20 protein-coding genes and 1 tRNA gene are annotated in these 20210 nt (G+C 50.9%); 19 read left to right on the forward strand and 2 right to left on the reverse strand.

What is annotated here, in order from left to right; all coding sequences use genetic code 11:
- Window positions 1-4: 4 nt before the first annotated feature.
- The 12 genes from KE671_RS16080 to KE671_RS16135 all read left to right on the forward strand — a co-directional run bounded on the left by KE671_RS16080 (window position 5) and on the right by KE671_RS16135 (window position 12212).
- Window positions 5-490: a PTS system mannose/fructose/N-acetylgalactosamine-transporter subunit IIB gene (locus KE671_RS16080; RefSeq protein ID WP_042323421.1), complete on the forward strand. Its 486-nt coding sequence runs from the start codon at window positions 5-7 to the stop codon at window positions 488-490.
- A 23-nt stretch (window positions 491-513) separates the two neighbouring features.
- Window positions 514-1263 (forward strand): PTS mannose/fructose/sorbose/N-acetylgalactosamine transporter subunit IIC, encoded by a 750-nt coding sequence (locus KE671_RS16085; protein WP_042323417.1) that lies wholly within the window; start codon window positions 514-516, stop codon window positions 1261-1263.
- A complete protein-coding gene (locus tag KE671_RS16090; RefSeq protein ID WP_161215577.1) occupies window positions 1260-2120 on the forward strand; it encodes a PTS system mannose/fructose/sorbose family transporter subunit IID in 861 nt (286 codons plus the stop codon). The genes KE671_RS16085 and KE671_RS16090 overlap by 4 nt, the downstream gene beginning before the upstream one ends.
- Before the next feature lie 3 nt (window positions 2121-2123).
- Window positions 2124-3233, forward strand: a complete 1110-nt coding sequence (gene dgaE / locus KE671_RS16095; RefSeq protein ID WP_206163786.1) for a D-glucosaminate-6-phosphate ammonia lyase — start codon at window positions 2124-2126, stop codon at window positions 3231-3233.
- Window positions 3220-3963: a 2-dehydro-3-deoxy-phosphogluconate aldolase gene (dagF, locus tag KE671_RS16100; protein WP_206163787.1), complete on the forward strand. Its 744-nt coding sequence runs from the start codon at window positions 3220-3222 to the stop codon at window positions 3961-3963. Before dgaE ends, dagF begins: the two co-directional genes overlap by 14 nt.
- A 167-nt stretch (window positions 3964-4130) precedes the next feature.
- Window positions 4131-4949, forward strand: a complete 819-nt coding sequence (gene nlpA, locus KE671_RS16105) for a lipoprotein NlpA (RefSeq protein WP_206163788.1) — start codon at window positions 4131-4133, stop codon at window positions 4947-4949.
- An 897-nt stretch (window positions 4950-5846) separates the two neighbouring features.
- Complete coding sequence (locus KE671_RS16110) at window positions 5847-6404, forward strand: fimbrial protein (RefSeq protein ID WP_206163789.1); 558 nt, start codon at window positions 5847-5849, stop codon at window positions 6402-6404.
- A gap of 52 nt (window positions 6405-6456) precedes the next feature.
- Window positions 6457-7203 carry a fimbrial biogenesis chaperone gene (locus KE671_RS16115; RefSeq protein ID WP_206163790.1) on the forward strand — a complete coding sequence of 249 codons (747 nt, stop codon included), beginning with the start codon at window positions 6457-6459 and terminating at the stop codon, window positions 7201-7203.
- Window positions 7175-9736, forward strand: a complete 2562-nt coding sequence (locus KE671_RS16120; protein ID WP_206163791.1) for a fimbria/pilus outer membrane usher protein — start codon at window positions 7175-7177, stop codon at window positions 9734-9736. Before KE671_RS16115 ends, KE671_RS16120 begins: the two co-directional genes overlap by 29 nt.
- Window positions 9733-10818: a fimbrial protein gene (locus tag KE671_RS16125; protein WP_206163792.1), complete on the forward strand. Its 1086-nt coding sequence runs from the start codon at window positions 9733-9735 to the stop codon at window positions 10816-10818. The genes KE671_RS16120 and KE671_RS16125 overlap by 4 nt, the downstream gene beginning before the upstream one ends.
- Before the next feature lie 10 nt (window positions 10819-10828).
- Complete coding sequence (locus KE671_RS16130) at window positions 10829-11560, forward strand: fimbrial biogenesis chaperone (RefSeq protein WP_206163793.1); 732 nt, start codon at window positions 10829-10831, stop codon at window positions 11558-11560.
- A gap of 16 nt (window positions 11561-11576) precedes the next feature.
- Window positions 11577-12212, forward strand: coding sequence for a hypothetical protein (locus KE671_RS16135; protein WP_206163794.1), 636 nt, complete (start codon window positions 11577-11579; stop codon window positions 12210-12212).
- Between the two features lie 43 nt (window positions 12213-12255).
- On the opposite strand, the gene KE671_RS16140 is transcribed toward KE671_RS16135, so the two are convergent.
- Entirely contained in the window at window positions 12256-13158 is a 903-nt protein-coding gene (locus KE671_RS16140) for a carboxylate/amino acid/amine transporter (RefSeq protein WP_206163795.1), read from the reverse strand.
- A gap of 207 nt (window positions 13159-13365) precedes the next feature.
- Here KE671_RS16140 and KE671_RS16145 point away from each other — a divergent pair, with 207 nt between their 5' ends.
- The 7 genes from KE671_RS16145 to KE671_RS16175 all read left to right on the forward strand — a co-directional run bounded on the left by KE671_RS16145 (window position 13366) and on the right by KE671_RS16175 (window position 19926).
- Window positions 13366-13578 (forward strand): DUF1471 domain-containing protein, encoded by a 213-nt coding sequence (locus KE671_RS16145; RefSeq protein WP_206163796.1) that lies wholly within the window; start codon window positions 13366-13368, stop codon window positions 13576-13578.
- An 18-nt stretch (window positions 13579-13596) separates the two neighbouring features.
- Window positions 13597-14694 (forward strand): alkene reductase, encoded by a 1098-nt coding sequence (locus KE671_RS16150; protein WP_206163797.1) that lies wholly within the window; start codon window positions 13597-13599, stop codon window positions 14692-14694.
- Between the two features lie 163 nt (window positions 14695-14857).
- Window positions 14858-15349 (forward strand): GNAT family N-acetyltransferase, encoded by a 492-nt coding sequence (locus tag KE671_RS16155; protein ID WP_206163798.1) that lies wholly within the window; start codon window positions 14858-14860, stop codon window positions 15347-15349.
- A 396-nt stretch (window positions 15350-15745) separates the two neighbouring features.
- Entirely contained in the window at window positions 15746-16462 is a 717-nt protein-coding gene (locus tag KE671_RS16160; RefSeq protein WP_042998668.1) for a GntR family transcriptional regulator, read from the forward strand.
- A gap of 196 nt (window positions 16463-16658) precedes the next feature.
- Window positions 16659-17636, forward strand: a complete 978-nt coding sequence (gene fraB / locus KE671_RS16165) for a 6-phosphofructose-aspartate deglycase (protein ID WP_206163799.1) — start codon at window positions 16659-16661, stop codon at window positions 17634-17636.
- A 63-nt stretch (window positions 17637-17699) separates the two neighbouring features.
- Entirely contained in the window at window positions 17700-18545 is an 846-nt protein-coding gene (locus KE671_RS16170) for a fructoselysine 6-kinase (protein WP_206164037.1), read from the forward strand.
- A 61-nt stretch (window positions 18546-18606) separates the two neighbouring features.
- A complete protein-coding gene (locus KE671_RS16175) occupies window positions 18607-19926 on the forward strand; it encodes an anaerobic C4-dicarboxylate transporter family protein (protein ID WP_206163800.1) in 1320 nt (439 codons plus the stop codon).
- A 175-nt stretch (window positions 19927-20101) separates the two neighbouring features.
- Here KE671_RS16175 and KE671_RS16180 read toward each other — a convergent pair.
- A tRNA-Sec gene (locus KE671_RS16180) sits at window positions 20102-20196 on the reverse strand.
- Window positions 20197-20210 lie beyond the last annotated feature (14 nt).

The raw sequence follows: 20210 nt of genomic DNA on the forward strand, positions 1-20210 counted from the left end.
CATCATGGCAAACATCGTGTTATGTCGTATCGACAGCCGGCTGATCCACGGACAGGTGGTGACGAAGTGGGTAGGGCAGTCCCAGGCCAACCGTATCGCAGTGGTCAGCGATGAACTGGACGCCGATCCATTTATGAAAAACATCTACCTGATGGCCGCGCCGCCGAACATCAAAGTGGATTGCTATAGCAACCAGAGCTTTGCGGCCTCGTGGAAAGAGAATCAACTGGGCGATGGCAATGTGCTGGTGCTGTTCCCTTCCCTCGCGGCGATTCAACAGGCCGTACAACAGGGATTTGATGTCACGACCATTCAGGTTGGCGGCCTGGGCGGTGGGCCAAACCGCAAAGCGGTGTTTCAGAATATTACGCTCGATGAAAAAGACGTTGGCATTCTTAACGACCTGAAAAGTCGTGGGATTCAGGTGTTCTTCCAGACTATCCCGGAAGATAAACCGCAGTCGCTGGACGATATCCTGAAAAAATTCTAATTCTCTGATAATGGGATAACACTATGGATACCTTAGTTTTTGCAAGCCTCATGGGGTTGTATTACTGGTTTGCCCGCTTACGCCTTGGCTACACCTTCTCTGCCATGCTGCTCCAGCCGGTGGTGGTGGCTGTCTTCGTCGGGCTGCTGCTTGGCAACATGCAGACCGCGATGATTATCGGTGCGGGGATGCAGCTCGTTTATCTCGGCGTGACCTCAACGCCTGGCGGTAACGTGCCGTCAGATCCGGCGCTGGCAGCCTGTATCTCGATTCCCATTGCGGTGAAAGCCGGGATGGATCCGAACCTGGCCATTGCGCTGGCGATCCCCTTCGGCGTGATTGGCGTTTTCCTCGACCAGCTGCGTCGTACCCTGAACGCGGCCTGGGTGCATATGGCTGATAAGCACGCGGAGACGGCGAACATGTCGGGCATTATGCGCTGTGCGTTCCTCTACCCGGCGCTGCTCGGGCTGGCGCTGCGTTTCCCGGTGGTGTTTGCCGCGAACTACTTCGGCCAGGACGTGGTGGAAAGTTTCCTCAAGCTGATGCCGCACTGGCTGACCCATTCTTTTGAAATCATGGGCGGGATCCTGCCGGCGCTGGGCTTTGCCATCACCATTATGGTGATCGGTAAAAAGAGCCTGCTGCCGTGGTTTATCGGCGGATTCTTCGCGGTGCTGTACCTCAAGGTGGACATCATGGCGATGGCGATCTTCGGTACCTGTGTGGCCTTCCTGATTAAAGGTCTGGCGAAAAATGAAGGAGCAGCATGATGAGTAGCGACGTAATGCAGCATGAACTGGTTGAGCGCGCACGCACGACCGGGGCGTTGACCAAAGCGGACATCACCAAAGCATGGTTTATCTACTGGCTGGGCGCGGAGGTATCTAACTCTTATGAACGTCTGCAAAGCCTGATTTTCTGCGCCTCGATGACGCCGATCATCAAAAAGCTCTACCCACAAAAAGAGGAGCAGGTGGAGGCGCTAAAACGTCACCTCAACTTCTTCAACTCCGAACAAACTTTTGGCGCGGTGATCCAGGGGATTTCCATTGCCATGGAAGAGCAGAAAACGCGCGGCGAGCCGATCAGCGATGCCTCGATTACCGGTATTAAAACCGGTCTGATGGGCCCGCTGGCTGGGATGGGCGACTCCATCGTCTGGGCCGCCGTCATGCCGCTGCTTATCGCGATTTTCATTCCTTTTGCCGCTAATGGCAGCGCGTTTGGCGGTATTGCGCCGCTGATCCTTTATCCGGCGATCACGCTGGCGATCAGCTACGGCCTGATCCACAAAGGCTACACCCTGGGGCGTGATTCTATCGTCGGGTTACTGCAAGGGGGGCGAATCAAAGAGCTGATCTACGGCGCGAACGTGCTGGGGTTGATCATGATGGGGGCGCTATCTGCAAGCTACGTCAAGATCACCACGCCGTTGAAAATCAGCGCCCTGAAGGGATCTGAAGTGGTCGTACAGCAGATCCTCGACTCCATTGCACCGGGATTGTTGCCGCTGGCGGCGGTATTTGCCATCTACATCTTTCTGGTGAAGAAAGGGCCGCGATACACCACCATTCTGCTGTCGATTGTGGCGCTTAGCGTGGTCTGTTCGCTGCTGGGAGTGTTGTAAGTCATGACACAGAATATCTATCAACAGCTGGGGCTAAAACCGGTGATTAACGCCTGCGGCAAGATGACGATTCTTGGCGTCTCCAGCGTCGCGCCCCAGGTGATGCAGGCCACTGCGCGGGCGGCCTCCGCCTTTGTCGAAATCGATAAGCTGGTGGACCGAACCGGTGAACTGGTTTCTCGCTTTACCGGCGCGCAGGACAGCTATGTGACCTCCTGTGCGTCGGCGGGGATCGCTATTGCTGTGGCGGCTGCCATTACCCGCGGCGATCGGGCGCGTGTGGCGCTGATGCCGGACAGCAGCGGCATGGCCAACGAGGTGGTGATGCTGCGCGGACATAACGTGGACTACGGCGCACCGATTACCAGCGCCATTCGTCTGGGCGGTGGACGCGTTGTGGAAGTCGGTTCGAGTAACCTTGCGGCGCGCTGGCAGCTGGAGAGCGCCATTACCGATGAGACCGCCGCGCTGCTGTATGTAAAATCGCACCACTGCGTGCAAAAGGGCATGCTCAGCATTGATGACTTTGTGCAGGTTGCGCAGATCCACAACCTGCCGCTGATTGTCGATGCCGCCGCTGAAGAGGATTTGCACGCCTGGGTGGCGAGCGGAGCAGATATGGTGGTCTACAGCGGGGCGAAAGCCTTCAATGCGCCAACCTCCGGGTTTATCACCGGCAAGAAACCGTGGATTGCCGCCTGTAAAGCGCAACATCACGGGATTGCCAGAGCGATGAAGATAGGCAAAGAGAACATGGTCGGGCTGGTATATGCGCTGGAAAATTATCACCAGGGACAGACCGTGGTGACCGCCGAACAGTTGCAACCGACGGCGGAGGCGATTTCGGCCATTCGCGGGCTGACCGCCGATATTGAGCAGGATGAAGCCGGGCGCGCCATCTGGCGCATTCGCGTTCGGGTTGATGCGCAGACGCTCGGTCTGGACGCGCGTGAAGTCGAAGCCCAACTGCGGGGTGGCGATATCGCCATTTACGCACGGCGCTATAACCTCCATCAGGGCGTATTCAGCCTCGACCCACGCACGGTCGCTGAGGGGGAAATGGCGTTGATTGTGGCGCGACTCAAGGAGATAGCAGAACATGCAGCAAATTAATTTCTATCGTCAACGTGTGGCGATTAACGTGTTGGCGAAAGATATCGCTAACGCCAGGGAAATCTATGACGCCGCTGAGGGACACGCGGTTATTGGCATCCTGTCCGCGCAGTTTTCGTCAGTCGATGAAGGTGTTCAGGAGGTAAAACGCTGGATGGCGGACGTTCCCTCGGTTTCCGTGGGCCTGGGGGCGGGCGATCCGGCGCAGTATTACAAGGCGGCGATGATTGCATCAAAGGTCCACCCTGCTCACGTCAACCAGACCTTTACCGGCAGTGGTTTTGCCGCCGGTGCGCTGGCGGCGACGGGGGGTGAGAAGACCCATATTAACGCGCTGGTTAGCCCGACAGGTACGCCGGGTGAGGTACTGATCTCTACCGGCGTCAGTAGCAGCCAGGGAACACCGGCGCGTATTTCCTGCGATGCTGCAATCCGTATGATGCAAGATATGGGGGCGCATGCGGCGAAATTCTTCCCAATGGGGGGCGAAAAATCCCTTCCTGAGCTGTATGTACTGGCAACCACTGCCGCCCGCAACGGCATGACGTTGATTGAACCGACCGGCGGAATCGACCTGGATAACGTTGGCGTCATACTGCAAACCTGCCTGGAAGCGGGGATGCCACGTGTTATGCCGCATGTGTACAGTTCGATTATCGACCCGCAAACCGGCAATACCCGACCTGAAGATATCGTCCGTCTAATGGAGATTGTCAAAGCGCTGGTCTGAACCGAATGGCGCTGCGTGTGGTTTGCGCAGCGCCGTCGGTTTTTCATTTATTCCCCCGTTATGCTTTTTTCTTCTTATTGATGCCTTTTCGTTTTTTAAACCGCAGCGGCCTTCCCGCTATAGTCATTTCATTACTCATCAGGCGGTTATTTCAAAAGGACAAAAACGTGAAATTGACGATACCTCATTTACGGACAGGGGCGGCGGTACTGTTGGCGGGATTGTTGTTGATCGGTTGCGACCAGCAGAGTAGCGATGCAAAGCACATCAAAGTCGGGGTGATTAACGGCGCCGAGCAGGATGTGGCGGAAGTGGCGAAAAAAGTGGCGAAAGAGAAATACGGTCTTGATGTCGAACTGGTCGGTTTTAGCGGCTCGCTGTTGCCGAATGACGCCACCAATCACGGTGAACTGGATGCCAACGTTTTCCAGCATCGTCCGTTCCTGGAGCAGGATAATCAGGCACACAACTACAAGCTGGTCGCGGTGGGGAATACCTTTGTCTTCCCGATGGCCGGGTATTCGAAAAAAATCAAAACGGTGGATCAACTGAAAGATGGCTCGACGGTGGCGATCCCGAACGATCCTACAAATCTCGGGCGGGCGCTGTTGCTGCTGCAAAAAGAGCAGTTGATTACCCTGAAAGAAGGAAAAGGTTTGCTGCCGACGGCGCTGGATATCACCGCCAACCCGCGTCATTTACAGATTATGGAGCTGGAAGGGGCACAACTGCCACGTGTACTGGATGACCCGAAAGTTGACGTGGCGATTATCAGCACCACCTACATTCAACAAACCGGGCTTTCGCCGGTGCACGACAGCGTCTTCATTGAGGATAAGAACTCCCCGTATGTGAATATCCTGGTGACTCGGGAGGACAACAAAGATGCGGAAAACGTGAAGGAATTTCTGGCCTCTTATCAGTCACCTGAAGTCGCAAAAGCGGCAGAAACGATCTTTAACGGCGGCGCGGTACCGGGTTGGTGATCGGTAACACATTCAGATAAATCAATTTTATCGCCAGAGGCGTTCTTCTGGCGATAATGTACGACGCGATCTTTATCGCTGAATGAACATTAAGATTATCCTTTCTTTTCTTTGTATTCAGATTTTTCAATCAACAAAGTTCTTCCCTTCTTTTTTGTACTCAAAAACCCCGTTTCTAATAGTCATTTGTCCTTTTTTGTAAGGTTGTGATGAGTAATCTATAGATTTATATGCTGAGAAAAAGTGTGTGACTAAAAGAAAAGATCGTTCAGGGAAAATTCCTGGAATTGGCAGGTTTTGCAACACCAGGTTAACGATGGTTACGTTTTTTATGGGTTTAAGATTTTTCTTACAAGAAAATGAAAAAATGTTTCATTCTCAATTAATTATTAGTTATTAATGCATTGCGTAAAGTACTTGAGCCGATTTATCAGGATTATTCTCTTAATCGTGAAAAAAGATATTTATGACTAAAAATGCAGCAATAAATGTATCTTTTTTGTTTTAATTATTTTGTTTTTTTGTTTTGAAGGTGATCTGTAGAGGTTTTATTTTGGTGCACTTTTCTTTGTGCATTGATCTGGATCAATTTAACTGATTTATAAAATTATATCTTTTTTTAACCGATGCTGTCTTATAAAAACCTAATAATCGATATATATATAAGGGTGAATAGCACAGATAGAAGGCAGCGCTTTATTTTCCTATAAGCATTTGGATTGATCTTTTTGGGTTGAAAAATCCTAATATCGCGGATGAAAGTTTTGCGTATATCATGTCAATGGAACCGAAAAGTGTTATTAAGTACCCGTATTCATAATGGGGCGGTAATCGTTTTATCTTAATATCACATTCTATGGGCTGTTCATTTATATCAACCACAACAGGGAATTTATTATGCGTAAGTATAATTTTGCGTTGTCCGCATTAGCAATGGTTTTCACTTCTGCATTTACTGCTTCGGCATTTGCAGTTGATGGTACTATTACAATTAACGGACAAATTACTGATACCACTTGTACTATTTCTGTCGATGGCGGCAGTAATGATGCAACGGTTACATTGCCAACTGTTTCTGCTTCTACCCTCGCAACACCAGGGGCAACAGCCGGTGCGACGCCATTTACGATCTCACTGAGCAACTGTTCAGGTACGGCGTTGAATAATGCCAGCACCTATTTTGAACCCGGTACCTATGTTGATAGCACAACCGGTCGTCTGAATATTGATACTGCAGCGGCTGATGCAGCAACTTTCGTTCAGGTTCAATTATTAAATGCCGATCGTAATGCTATTGTGGCAGGGGCTTCTGTAACGGCGGGTCAGAATGATATCCCGGTTGATATCTCGTCTGGCAGCGGTTCACTGAATTACTTTGCACAATATTATGCAACAGGTACAGCTACTGCCGGTTCTGTAACGACTCAGGTCGATTACACCATGGTATACGAGTAACAGAAACAGGAGTAAAGGGGACATCCTTTACTCCTGATTATGAGGTAACGAGATGTTAAAGATATTATCTTCCGGAATGGTTTTATTATTTTCTATGTTCTCACAGAACGTCATGGCTGATGTTGTTATTAATGGGACACGCATTGTCTTTAATGCAAAAGACAAGGAGTCGACAGTACAGCTAAAAAACCGGGGGAATAATCCTTATCTTTTACAAATATGGATGGACGATGGTGACCCACGGGCAAATCCTGGCGAAGCCAGGGTTCCATTTCTCATTACGCCGCCTGTGGTTCGGATTGACCCAGCGAAAGGACAGGCTGTGCGAATCATGGCGACAAATCCTGCATTGCCGCGGGACAGAGAGTCTCTCTTCTGGTTTAACATGCTGGAGATTCCGCCAAAAGCACAGGCTGCGATATCGGGGAATACACATATGCAGTTGGCATTTCGTACCCGTATTAAATTGTTCTACCGTCCGGATAATCTGCAGCCAACACCATTACAGTCATATAAAGAACTAAAACTATCCCTGCAAGGGAACAATATTAAAGTTGTCAACGACTCTCCTTATTACATCACCTTTAGCAAAGTTGAGATTCGTAAGACAAAAGAGTCCGAAGTCTTAGCATCTGTAGAGAACTTTCCGCAACGGATGGTCAATCCTAAAAGTGAAATAGTCTTCCCTCTCGCTAATAAAAAGTCAGCGAGGTTAAGTGATGCTTCATTTTTTTACAGTGTAATAAATGATTATGGTGGAGAAACAACAAATGAGCATAAATTACAAAATAGCCCATAATGCTATTTCTTGTTCTCTGAGATTAACCCGCGTTGCTCAATTCATTATCTTTTCTTTCGTATCTGTTCAGGTTGCCTTTGCTGACACTGATGACGTGCAATTTAATAGTGATTTTTTGCGCTCAGCGATTGATGTGAGTAATTATTCACGGGGGAATCCTGTCCCGCAGGGACAATATTATGTTGATCTTTATGTGAATGACAGGTGGAAAGGGCGCGGCGAAGTTAAATTTGAAAATGACAAAAGTAACACTCTCGTCGCCAGACCCTGCTTTACGTTAAAGTTAGTATCCATGCTGGGTATTGATATTGATAAAATTGATCCAGCACTGCGTCAGTTGCTTAAAAATGATGACGGCTGCGTGAGAATAAATGATATTTCTCCCGATTTAACAGCCTATTACGATGTAACATCGCAGCGTATTAATGTGCAGGCGCCTCAGATATGGCTACTTCGTCAGGTTCGCGGCTATGTGAATCCGGAATTATGGGATAACGGCATTCCTGCTGCGACGCTGCAATATGATTACAACGCATGGCATGCCGATAGATCGGGGGCAGATTCCACATCTGCCCAATATTTAGGTTTGATGGGGGGGCTCAATTGGGATGCGTGGCGCCTACGCTATCGCGGTATTTTTAACTGGAACAATGATAAGGGCTGGCAATATGACTCAACCAGCACTTACCTTGAACGCGGCATTATCCCGTTACGCAGTAAGCTGGTAATGGGCGATTCCACTACCGATGGTCAGGTTTTTGACAGCGTCGGTTTTCGCGGCGTGATGCTGACTTCTGACGATCGCATGTATGAGGATTCACAGCGTGGATATGCGCCAGTCATTACTGGCGTGGCAAACACGAATGCCCTGGTCAGCGTTAGTCAGCGCGGCGTGCGCATTTATCAATCGACAGTACCGCCTGGCGCGTTTCGTATTGATGATTTGTACCCTAACGGCACAGGGGGCGATTTGCTGGTCACCGTCAAAGAGGCAGATGGAAGTGAGCACAGCTTTACCGTCACCTACGCCTCTATCGCTGAATTGTTGCGTCCGGGAACCAGTCGCTATTCGTTGATGGCTGGGCGCTATCGAAATTCCTCTGTAAATGAAAAGCCGCAGATTGCGATGGGGGCGTTTCGTCACGGTTTCACTAACCTGTTGACGACTTACACCGGGGCCCTTGGCGGGGAAGATTATCAGTCTGTCGCCGGTGGCGTCGCGCTCAATACGCCTGTCGGTGCCCTTTCTGCTGATATCACGCATGCCCGAACGACGCTTGCGGATGACAGCAAACGTGAAGGCCAAAGCATCCGTTTTTCATTTGCCAAGATCTTACCTGTCGTGGATACCAACATCACGCTGGCGAGCTATCGCTATTCCAGTTCGGGTTATTACGATATTGATGACGCAATGTTGATGCGTGATCTGGAGAGAACAAATAAAGGCGCCTATTCCAGCAGCATTAACCGTAAAAATCGGCTGCAGCTTAGCGCGACGCAAACCATTTCGGATACGCTCGGAAGTATAAACGTCAGCGCCAGTACCCAGGATTACTGGAATAAAAGCGGACGCGATACTGAATATCAATTGGGCTATACGAATGCGTTTAAGTGGTTCAACTTTAACCTCAATGCCAGTCGTACCCGCGATCTGATCAAAGACAAATGGGACAACAAAATTGCGATTGGTATCTCTTTACCGCTCGGGAACAGTGCGCGCTCAGCTTATCTCAGCTCCACCTATGTCCAGGAGAGCGGGCATCGGGGACTGCAAAACTCGATCGCCGGAACGTCTGGAGAAAACCGCCAGTATAACTGGAGCGCGTTTGCCAATCAGGATCATTACGACCATAGCAGCAGTAAAACCACTGGCGGGGCCAGTGGAAACTGGACGTCACCCTGGACCACCATGGGAGGCAACTTCTCTGCGGGTCAGGGGTATCAACAGTATGGTATGAACCTCTCTGGCGGTGCTATTGCCTGGCAAAACGGCGTTGTACTGACGCCGATCATGGGTGACACCATGGCGGTTATCGAAGCCGAGCATGCCGGGGGGGCGAAGATAGCGAACAACAGCAGCCTCAGCCTTAACCGTAGCGGTAATGCCGCCGTGCCTTATCTCTCACCATATCGCCAGAACACCATCGAACTCGATCCGAAAGGGTTATCGAATGATGTCTCCCTGGACGTCACCAGTCAGAACAGCGTACCTACCGCAGGCGCGGTGGTATTGATGAAATACGCAACGGACAAGGGATATTCGGTTCTCTTCACTCTTCAACATACCGGCGAGCAGCTTCCGTTTGGCGCAGATGTCGTGGATGAGCGTGGCAATACTGTCGGTTATATCGCCCAGGGCGGGCAAAGTTTTGCTCGCGTTAAGAATCTGTCAGGCACATTACGCGTGAAATGGGGAAGTGCTGCAGGTCAGGAATGCCAGTTCAGCTACCGCTTATCAGAACAAGAAAGTGCGAATGCCGCCGATTTACGTCGCGCTGACGCGGTATGCCAGTCATTAAGGAGTGAAAAATGAAATCTATTGTAACGGGAGTCGTACTCTCTATTTTGACACTGGTCGCGATGTGCGGCGTGGCGCGTGCCGACGGGACATGGGTAAATTGTGATCGTACTAATGGCTACTACCAGTACTTTGACTCGACGACCATCCAGGTGGGTAAAGATGCTGCTGTAGGGGACTTACTGGGAAACTGGGTAACCTCATATAACCCAACAGCCTGGACCTGCTCTCATCGAACCAACTACCAGAGCTATGCTATTCCGATGGCCGTACAGGGATACCCACCCTATACCATTTGGGGCACTACTCAGGTTGATGGACAAAGTTACAATGTTTATAACACCGCGGTAAAAGTCGGCCTGGGCTATATTGCTCGCTGGCGTTACACGGTGAAAGGACAAACCAGCGACTGGTATCCACTTACGGTTGCTAATGGGGTTTATCAGACACCCACGCAGTTATTCACGGTAACGGGTGATGGAAGCTCATGGAATCTTGGCGTGGATGTTCAGATTCGCTTTGTTAAAACCTCCACGTCATTGACCGCGGGCAGCACCTCTGTTTTTGACCCGATGTACATGCGTCATTACCAGACTTATGGGGGTAGCACGTCCGTCGGAAGCGGAACCTATATGATTGCTGATTTTCTGGCGGGGGGACTGGTGATTTCGACAACAGGGGGAACCTGTACGACATCGGATGTCACGGTTAATTTGCCCCCGGTCAGTCGGACGGATTTTAGCGGTGTAGGGTATACTGCGGCGCGTACCGATTTTAACCTGAATTTCACGAAGTGCCCGGCGGGATTAGCAAGTATCAGTTATTTATTTACGCCGACCACGGCCATTATTAATAATACCAATGGTGTTTTTGCGCTGGCGAGTGCGTCAACAGCAAGCGGTGTAGGGATTCAGTTATTGAACGATCAGGATATCCCTCTGTCATTTAATACCGCGTATCTTCTGACCGATTACGATCCGACGCAGGATAATGCGAATTATACCGTGCCGCTACGGGCTGGGTTATACCAGACTGAGACGAACGTGTCTTCAGGAACGGTCAATGGCGCGGTGACTTTCACCCTGGTTTATAAATAAAGGAGGGTGCATGAAGAAACGACTCAAGCATGTTTTGAATCACTTCCTGATTTTACTTTTGCTACCGTCATCGGTAATGGCGGCTACCTATATTAATTACACCCGAGTGATAATTAATGAGAAAGATCGTGAGTCTACATTTACAGTTTACAATGAAGGTTTGAGGCCTGTTTTATTACAGCTATGGACGGAAAAAGAGTCGCTTTTAGAGCGTCCAGAGGAAATAAAAACGCCGTTTATGATTTTGCCGCCAATTTTCAGGCTTGAAGGCCACACATCACGCACGGTTCGTATTCAGTTTGTCGGCGATCGGCATACGCTGCCTGGAGACAGAGAGTCTCTATTCTGGCTGAATACGCTGGAAGTCCCGCCAGTTGCGGAAGACAAGAGTGGATCCGGCGCGCTGCAGGTCGCTTTTCGTACCCGCGTAAAGTTATTCTGGCGACCGCTGGCGTTGGCGGATAACACTCTGGAAGACAGTGTAAAAAAAATACAGATAACCGCCTCGAATTGTGGTGAGAATCGTTGTTTGTTGGTAAAGAATAATTCGCCTTTGCATGTGACATTAATGGATTTTACTCTCAAAGACGGTACGGAAATAAAACAGTTACCCGATGATGGTCTCCTCGCACCGTTGTCGATAAAAACGGTTGTTTTACCTACAAGTGCAACGGGAAACAGTACTGTCAAAACATTTTCATGGATAGATGATTATGGCGTGATTAATACCTATAAAAACTAATGCGAAGGATACTGCTATGCTCAATTTTAACTCCTCATCCTTACGGTATAAGTTTATTTATCTGACAAAAAATATCTATGATGGTATTGCTATTCACGCACTTTTTGAAGATGCCTTACATGAATCTGGATTGAAAATGGGGCTCAATGAAGATATTCCATTTCACCTGATTGATAAATACATTAACTTTATTCCGTTTTCATTGCGTTTTAATGTGACTTATAAGCAACGCGATCGCGTAATTGAAAATGACATCACCCTGTCGGCAAAAGGGGAAGAGATAAAGCGAATGAGTTTTAACCATATCCTTTTTTTTGTGGATATGTATAAACCAGAACATACCTCTTTTCTGTCATTCGAAGGACTGCAAGATCTTAACGCGATCAGAGAGCGCATAGATGCTTTCATGGTGCATTGTGATGCCGTGATCAGTGGTAATAGAAAATGCCGTTCACGAAGTTTCTTGTTCACATTACGCGAACAGCAAATCATCTTTCATTTACTGCAGGGGATGTCAGTGAAAGAAATCGCGCTTGAACTTGAGGTGAGTGACAAGCTTGTCTACCGGGAACGTTGGGCGCTAACGCGAAAACTGATTGACCAAAAAAATTGCCGGTTATACAAAAGGTTAATAAATATTAAAGCGACATAAAGGAACAGAGTGGACGGCGCTTTCGTGCGTCCACTTTTTTTTGTTACACCGTTCTGGCGCGGCGGCGAGAATCCATCGAGATCAACACCACAGAAGACAAAATCAGCAGCGTGCCCAGCCAGTCCGGCAAAGTAAAGGTTATTCCCAACAAGAGTAGCGACAGCAGGGCGCTACTCAGCGGTTCGGCACAGCTTAAAATACTTGCTTTCGGCCCGCCAATCATCTGCGCGCCTTTCAGATACAGGCTGAACGTCAGCGACGTGCCGATGACCACCAGATAGAAAAACGCCAGAATCAGGCTGCCATTGACCACAAAATTCGTGCCCTCGCCAGCGTAAAACGGCAGCAGGATCATCCCACCGATTAGCATACTCCAGCCGACAATCGGCAAGGTGCCGTAGCGTGCAATCAGCGCTGACGGGTAGGTGGTATAAAACGCGGCGGCAAACGCTGAGGCAATCCCCCAGAACAGCGCAGCCGGTGAAATTGACAGCGAGGTTGGATTGCCGTGGGTGACCAGTAAAAAGGTACCGATGAGCGAAGTGAGGATGGCGGTCAGCACCAACATGCCGGGACGCGCCTTACGTACCAGCGCGAACCAGGCCACGATAATGGTTGGCGACAGGAACTGCAGCACCGTGGCGGTCGCGGCGTTGGATTTTTCGATGGTCAACAGGAAGGTGAGTTGCACCGTCAGCGCGCCGACGACAGAAAAAATCAGCAGGCTCAGGGCATCTTTGCGGTTTTTAAGGATAGAGAAGATTTTGTCGCCGTGAACAAACGCGAGCATCAGCAAAATGAGGCCGGCGAATATCAGACGCGTCATGGTCAGAAATTGCGACGACATCTGGCTTTGCTCCATGATGTACTGCGCACAAACCCCTGAACTTCCCCATAAAACGGCGGCAATCAGGACATTCAGCATCCCTCTTCTGGTGGACCCCATGTTTTCCTCGGCTTTGTTTTTTCGACGTTATTTGCAGGCATGATAGCAGATAAGACAAGCGGTTCCGCGCCTCATCCCATTTCTGATTATTAACAAAAATAGAATAGTCTATTGTCATTTGTATCATTTATGTCATCAGGCCGTCAGCGTATTCTTCTCCCAACGCGTGATTCAACGCTAACCAATCAATTTACTCTGGGATTAAATATGAAAACCATTATCGCTGTCATTACTGCTTCTCTGTTCTCTGCTATGACCTTTAGCGCCTCTGCGCAAAGCGTTACGTCAACGGGCACCACGCTGGATTCCGCTGAAGCGGTCATCGCGCAAAAAGCCAAAGAGATGAACGCCTCTGAATACAAAATCACCAGCGCGCGCATGGGCAATACCGTCACCATGAGTGCAGAACTGTATAAATAATCGCGAGAGGAACCCATTATGTTATTCGATCACTATGCGCTGAATGCCTTGCCGTTAAAAAACCGGATTGTTATGCCGCCGATGACGCGTTCTCGCGCCGGGGCAGGCGACGTCGCGACTGACATGATGGCGGACTATTACGCACAGCGTGCCAGCGCGGGGCTTATCATTAGCGAAGGCACGCAAATCAGCCAACAGGGTCAGGGCTATGCCTGGACGCCGGGCATCTATTCCGATGCGCAGATTGCCGGCTGGAAAAAAGTCACCGACGCCGTGCACAAGGCGGGCGGGAAAATCTTCGCTCAGCTGTGGCACGTCGGTCGTGTTTCGCACACTGTTTTGCAACCTGGCGGCGCCGCGCCGGTCTCTTCTTCCGCCATTCAGGCCCCAGGGGTGAAAGTATTTGTCGATGTCGAAGGGCGCGGACCGGAAAATGGCGTCGGCGAGATGGTACAGCATGACATGCCGCGTGCACTGACGCGGGAAGAGATCCCAACCATCGTCAACGACTATGCTCAGGCGGCGCGCAATGCGATTGCCGCAGGGTTTGACGGCATTGAACTGCACGGGGCGAACGGTTATCTGATCAACCAGTTCATTGACTCGCAGGCCAACCTGCGTGATGACGAATACGGTGGCTCGCTGCAAAACCGTCTGCGCTTTATGCGAGAGGTGGTGACGGCGGTTTCTACGGCGATTGGTAAAGAGCGTGTGGGCATTCGTCTCGCCCCGCTGACCACGCTGATGGGGTCAAAAGATGATACGCCGGAAGCAACTTACCTGGCGGCGGCCAGCGTGTTGAACGAGCTGGGTATTGCTTATATTCATATTGCCGAAGCTGACTGGGAAGATGCGCCGGTTATGCCTGCCGCATTCAAAGAAGCGCTGCGTATTATCTTCCACGGCACACTGATTTACTCCGGCAAATACACGAAAACACGTGCCGAAGAAGCGCTGGTGAACGGCTGGGCCGATCTGATCGGTTTTGGTCGCCCGTTTATTGCCAATCCGGATCTGCCGCATCGCCTGAAAAATGACTTGCCGCTGAATGCGCCTATTAAAGAGAAGTTCTTTGGCGGCGGGAAAGAAGGGTATCTGGACTACCCGGCTAGCTGATTTCAAGCTGCTGAGCGTCAATCTGCTCGTGTATCCTCAAATGGCCCGGCGAATAATACAACGCTGGGCTACTCTTCATTCTTCATGTGAATACCATCAGCGTAAACCGTGTTGCCAGCAGGTATGATAAGGCAGTCCGGTTGATTCAAGAAAAGGTAAACGCATGTCCACTCCGCTATTCCGTCAGGCCACGCCCGCCGATGTTGACCGCTGTTATGAGATTGAAATGCTTGCCTACGAAGGCGACGAAGCGGCAACCCGCGAAAAGATTGCCACCCGTATCCAGCACTATCCGCAGGGATTTATGTGCATGGAGTTGAACGGCGAGGTGGCCGGCTTTATTAATGCCGGTTGTGCCTGGGAGGTGGTGATGTCTGACGAAGCATTTAAGGAACTGGTCGGGCACGATCCGGATGCGCCCAATGCGGTGATTATGTCGGTGGTGGTGCATCCGGATTTTCAGGGGAAAGGCTATTCGTCACTGATGATGCGTGAGTTTGTGGCGCGGATGAAAGCGATGCGCAAAAAGACGATTCACCTGATGTGCAAAGATCGCCATGTCGATCTCTATGCCCACTTTGGCTATCGCTACGTCAAACCGTCTGCATCCGATCACGGCGGGATGGCGTGGCACGAGATGGTGATGGTGTTGTAATAGGCGATCGCTGGAGGCGTATTCAACATATTACTATATTGAATTTATTGATTATTTATCTTTATGTCTTACCAACCAGTGATTCCGGTTTGTTCCGGCTAAATCTGGCTATCCATCAGAATTGATGATCCTGGCTCCGGGATCCCGCGATGTCAGTGAACCTTCCGACCATTGCATTACCCTGTACATCGCCGTTTCCGCTACCATATCGATGGCGAGATAAGCGGCGAAATCGTACAAAACGAGCTGGAATACCGGGCCGAAAATGCAAAATTCTATTGCGAACAGTTCTTTTCCTTGCTGAGTAATCACTGTTCAAGTGTAGCCATAAGCAAATTGTAGTATATTGTAAACAATGCACTGTCTGCCTTATGATAATACAAAAGGATACATAACGTGAATCTGCCGGATACCTCAAGTGCCAAACCGCTGTATAAGCAGCTTGAAGAAGCCCTAAAAGAGGCGATTTTAAGTGGTGAGTATCAGCCGGGGCAGCAGATCCCTACCGAAAACGATCTCAGCGCCAGCTGGCAGGTGAGCCGCGTAACGGTACGAAAGGCGCTGGATGCGCTGACCCGGGAAAACTTTCTTACCCGGGTATCGGGTAAAGGGACATTCGTTTCCGGCGAGAAGTTTCAGCGCAGTATGACGGGCATCATGAGCTTCAGCGAGCTGTGCCGCTCCCAGGGTCGCCGCCCGGGTTCGCGCACCATTAAGTCGGTGTTTGAGGCCTGCGATGAGGACACCCGCGCCAAACTGAACATCCCCGATGGGGAAAAAGCAGTGGTGATTGAGCGTATCCGCTATGCCGACGACGTGCCGGTATCGCTGGAAACGGTCTGGTTCCCTCCGCAGTTTGCCGCGCTGCTGAATGAAGATCTCAACAGCCACTCCCTGTACGACACCCTGCGCGACAAGCATGGCCTGTGGTTTACCCACTCCAGCAAAACCATTGAGCTGGTGTACGCCAGTTTTGAGGTGGCCCACTATCTCGGCGTCGCTAACCGTTATCCGCTGATCTCGATTAAAAGCGAGATGATTGATAACAAAGGTGAAATGTCCTGCATTTCTCACCAACTGATCGTCGGCGACAAACTGCGTTTTACCGTCTGACCCTCATTTTTTGCCGTTGATCGTTGCTCTGTTTCAGCGTAAATCGGGATCCGCATCGCGGATCCCGATTTTTTTGCATGGGCACACGTTGATCGAAATGTATTCCAATGTTATATATCTGGAACAATACATTTAGATACATTGATTGGCGTGCGGCTTTTACGCGGTTAACGTCATAAACGACCCAAGGGGAAAAGTGATGAGTATTAAAGAAATCATTAGCGGCATTGTGGACAACAAAGCAGAGAAGGGCGGGATCACGCACGTCTATTACGTCGCCTGCGGCGGCTCGTATGCGGCGTTTTACCCGGCGAAAGCTTTCCTGGAAAAAGAAGCCACTAAAGTCACCGTCGGGTTGTACAACAGCGGCGAGTTTATCAATAACCCGCCAGCGGCGCTGGGCGACAACGCGGTGGTAGTGGTCGCATCCCACAGAGGCAACACCCCGGAAACCATCAAAGCGGCAGAGCTGGCCCAGAGCCGCGGCGTACCGGTTATTGGCCTGACCTGGGTGACCGACTCCCCACTGGTGGCGCATTGTGACTTCGTCGAAACCTACAGCTTTGGTGACGGCAAAGACATCGCCGAAGAGAAAACCCTGAAGGGCCTGATCACCGCGGTAGAAATTCTCAACCAGACCGAAGGTTATGCCCATTACGAGGATTTTCAGGACGGATTGAGCAAAATCAACCGTATCGTGTACCGCGCATGGGATCATTTGCAGAACCGCGCTCAGGCTTTCGCCCAGGAATACAAAGACGACAAAGTCATCTACACCATGGCGAGCGGTGCGGGTTACGGCGCGGCTTATTTGCAGAGCATCTGCATCTTTATGGAAATGCAGTGGATCCACTCCGCCTGCATCCACAGCGGCGAGTTCTTCCACGGCCCGTTTGAAATCACCGATGCCAACACGCCGTTCTTCTTCCAGTTCTCTGAAGGCAGCACCCGTGCGGTAGATGAGCGCGCCCTGAACTTCCTGAAAAAATATGGTCGCCGCATCGAAGTGGTGGACGCCAAAGAACTGGGTCTCTCCACCATCAAGCCGACGGTGATCGATTACTTCAACCATTCGTTGTTCAATAATGTTTATCCGGTTTATAACCGTGCGCTGGCCGAGATCCGCCAGCATCCGTTAACGACCCGCCGCTATATGTGGAAGGTCGAATATTAATCACGCCAGGATTTGACGTAGGGGCAGGGACGCCCGATTTATCGCTATCAACAAGGAACAATGATGGACATTAAGGTGATTGGCATTGGTGATAATGTCGTTGATAAATATCTACATTCCGGCGTGATGTATCCCGGCGGCAACGCGCTGAACTTCGCGGTGTACGCCCGGCTGGCGGGCTGTGAAAGCGCGTTTCTCGGCGCTTTCGGCAACGATGCCGCCGCGCGGCACGTACAGGATACGTTGCAGGAACTAAACATCGACAGTCAGCGTTGTCGCCACTATATCGGAGAAAACGGCTATGCCTGTATCCGGCTGGTGGATGGCGACAGAGAATTTGTCACCAGTAATAAAAATGGCGTATTACGCGAAAACCCGCTGCATTTATCCGACGACGATCTCGATTATATTGCGCAATTCGATGCGGTGCATTCCAGCATTAATGGATTTCTCGAATCGGAATTAGAAAAAATTAAAAAATGTAATGTCACCCTGTCGTTTGATTTTTCCGGACGTGGGGCTGAAGATTATTTCAAACAGGTTTGCCCGTGGGTGGATTATGGTTTTATTTCCTGCGGGGCGTTATCGGTCGAAGAGACCATTAATAAAATCTATAAATTTTACGATTACGGCTGTAAACATGTTATCGCCACCCGCGGGCATGAAAAAGTGTATTACTATGCCGGAGATGAACTCATCGAATGGCAGCCGGTTTATGTTCAACCCGTCGATACCCTCGGCGCGGGCGATGCCTTTTTAACCGGCTTTATGCTGTCCATTCTGACATGCGATAAACCCCAACCGGACCATGACGATATTATTCGCGCCATGACGGCAGGCGGGAAATCCGCAGGCCAGGTCTTACATCATTATGGCGCGTTTGGTTTTGGTAAACCGTATTCCGGCTAATTGCCTTTCACCGATTACATAAAAACATAACTGGAATTCACTCCATTATACGGGGGTAAGTATGTTCTGGACAGAATTGTGTTTTATCCTGGTAGCCCTGATGTTTGGCGCGCGTATCGGCGGCGTATTTTTAGGTATGGTTGGCGGCCTTGGTGTTGGCGTTCTGGTATTTGGTTTTGGCCTGACGCCCTCATCACCGCCCATCGACGTTATTTTAATTATTCTCTCTGTGGTATTAGCGGCATCGTCATTGCAGGCGTCCGGCGGGCTGGATTTATTAGTCCGGCTGGCGGAAAAAATGCTGCGCCGCCATCCGCGTTATATCACGCTGCTGGCACCGTTTATTTGCTATCTCTTCACCTTTATGTCCGGTACCGGGCATGTGGTGTATAGCCTGTTACCGGTGATCTCTGAAGTCGCGCGGGATTCCGGCATTCGCCCGGAGCGGCCGCTGTCGATCTCGGTGATTGCATCACAACAAGCGATTACTGCCAGCCCGATCTCTGCGGCCATGGCGGCGATGATCGGCCTGATGGCCCCGTTCGGCATCTCTATTTCTACCATCATGATGATTTGTGTCCCGGCGACGCTGATTGGTGTAGCGGCGGGGGCGATCGCCACCTTTAATAAAGGCAAGGAGCTGAAGGACGATCCGGAATACCAGCGCCGCCTGGCGGAAGGGCTGCTCAAGCCGATCGGCAAAGCGGAGCGCAGCACTGAAATCGCGCCGCGCGCCAAACTCTCGGTGCTGTTGTTCCTGACCGGCGCGGTGGTGATTGTGCTGTTGGGGCTGGTGCCGGGCCTGCGTCCGCTGGTTGAAACCGCCAAAGGGCTGCAACCGCTCTCAATGTCGGCGGCGATCCAGATTGTGATGCTCTCCTTTGCCTGCCTGATTGTGCTGCTGTGCCGCCCGCCAGTGGATCACATCCTCAGCGGCAGCGTGTTCCGCGCCGGTGCGCTGGCTATTGTCTGCGCCTTTGGCCTGGCGTGGATGAGCGAAACTTTCGTCAGCAGCCATATCGACCTGATCAAATCCGAAGTGCAGGTGCTGTTGCAGGAGCATACCTGGCTTATCGCCATCATGATGTTCTTTGTCTCGGCGATGGTCAGCAGCCAGGCGGCGACTACCCTGATCCTGCTGCCGCTGGGGCTGGCGCTGGGGTTACCGGCGTATGCGCTGATTGGCTCCTGGCCTGCGGTCAACGGCTACTTTTTTATCCCGGTGGCCGGGCAGTGCCTCGCGGCGCTGGCCTTCGACGATACCGGCACCACCCGCATCGGCAAATACGTGCTTAACCACAGCTTTATGCGTCCTGGCCTGGTGAATGTGATTGTCTCGGTGGCGATGGGGCTGATGATCGGCAAAATGGTGTTAGGTTAATTTTGTTCCACGGCCCGCTCGTTTAAGGGGCCGTTTTTATTTTCTTACGCGCCAAAGCAGTGCTAAAAGTACATGATTCTGAAGACATGCGTTGACCGAAGGAGTGCATAAATGCATTCAGTTGCAGGTATGATAAGGAATTAGTGGACGTTGGTAGAATTCAGTAGAGGCAAACTGGCGGAAGATCACAGGAGTCGAACCTGCCCGGGACCGCTGGCGGCCCCAACTGGATTTGAAGTCCAGCCGCCTCACCGGAGACGACGATCTTCCGCGCCTGCATTGCT

The sequence above is a fragment of the Citrobacter amalonaticus genome (genome assembly GCF_018252635.1).
In the GTDB taxonomy this organism is placed as follows: Bacteria; Pseudomonadota; Gammaproteobacteria; order Enterobacterales; family Enterobacteriaceae; genus Citrobacter_A; species Citrobacter_A amalonaticus_E.

Coding starts and splice junctions, on each gene's coding strand:
- KE671_RS16080 (WP_042323421.1), top strand. CDS start 5: ATGGCAAACATCGTGTTATGTCGTATCGACAGCCGGCTGATCCACGGA.
- KE671_RS16085 (WP_042323417.1), top strand. CDS start 514: ATGGATACCTTAGTTTTTGCAAGCCTCATGGGGTTGTATTACTGGTTT.
- KE671_RS16090 (WP_161215577.1), top strand. CDS start 1,260: ATGATGAGTAGCGACGTAATGCAGCATGAACTGGTTGAGCGCGCACGC.
- dgaE (WP_206163786.1), top strand. CDS start 2,124: ATGACACAGAATATCTATCAACAGCTGGGGCTAAAACCGGTGATTAAC.
- dagF (WP_206163787.1), top strand. CDS start 3,220: ATGCAGCAAATTAATTTCTATCGTCAACGTGTGGCGATTAACGTGTTG.
- KE671_RS16110 (WP_206163789.1), top strand. CDS start 5,847: ATGCGTAAGTATAATTTTGCGTTGTCCGCATTAGCAATGGTTTTCACT.
- KE671_RS16115 (WP_206163790.1), top strand. CDS start 6,457: ATGTTAAAGATATTATCTTCCGGAATGGTTTTATTATTTTCTATGTTC.
- KE671_RS16120 (WP_206163791.1), top strand. CDS start 7,175: ATGAGCATAAATTACAAAATAGCCCATAATGCTATTTCTTGTTCTCTG.
- KE671_RS16125 (WP_206163792.1), top strand. CDS start 9,733: ATGAAATCTATTGTAACGGGAGTCGTACTCTCTATTTTGACACTGGTC.
- KE671_RS16130 (WP_206163793.1), top strand. CDS start 10,829: ATGAAGAAACGACTCAAGCATGTTTTGAATCACTTCCTGATTTTACTT.
- KE671_RS16135 (WP_206163794.1), top strand. CDS start 11,577: ATGCTCAATTTTAACTCCTCATCCTTACGGTATAAGTTTATTTATCTG.
- KE671_RS16140 (WP_206163795.1), bottom strand. CDS start 13,158: ATGGGGTCCACCAGAAGAGGGATGCTGAATGTCCTGATTGCCGCCGTT.
- KE671_RS16145 (WP_206163796.1), top strand. CDS start 13,366: ATGAAAACCATTATCGCTGTCATTACTGCTTCTCTGTTCTCTGCTATG.
- KE671_RS16150 (WP_206163797.1), top strand. CDS start 13,597: ATGTTATTCGATCACTATGCGCTGAATGCCTTGCCGTTAAAAAACCGG.
- KE671_RS16155 (WP_206163798.1), top strand. CDS start 14,858: ATGTCCACTCCGCTATTCCGTCAGGCCACGCCCGCCGATGTTGACCGC.
- KE671_RS16170 (WP_206164037.1), top strand. CDS start 17,700: ATGGACATTAAGGTGATTGGCATTGGTGATAATGTCGTTGATAAATAT.
- KE671_RS16175 (WP_206163800.1), top strand. CDS start 18,607: ATGTTCTGGACAGAATTGTGTTTTATCCTGGTAGCCCTGATGTTTGGC.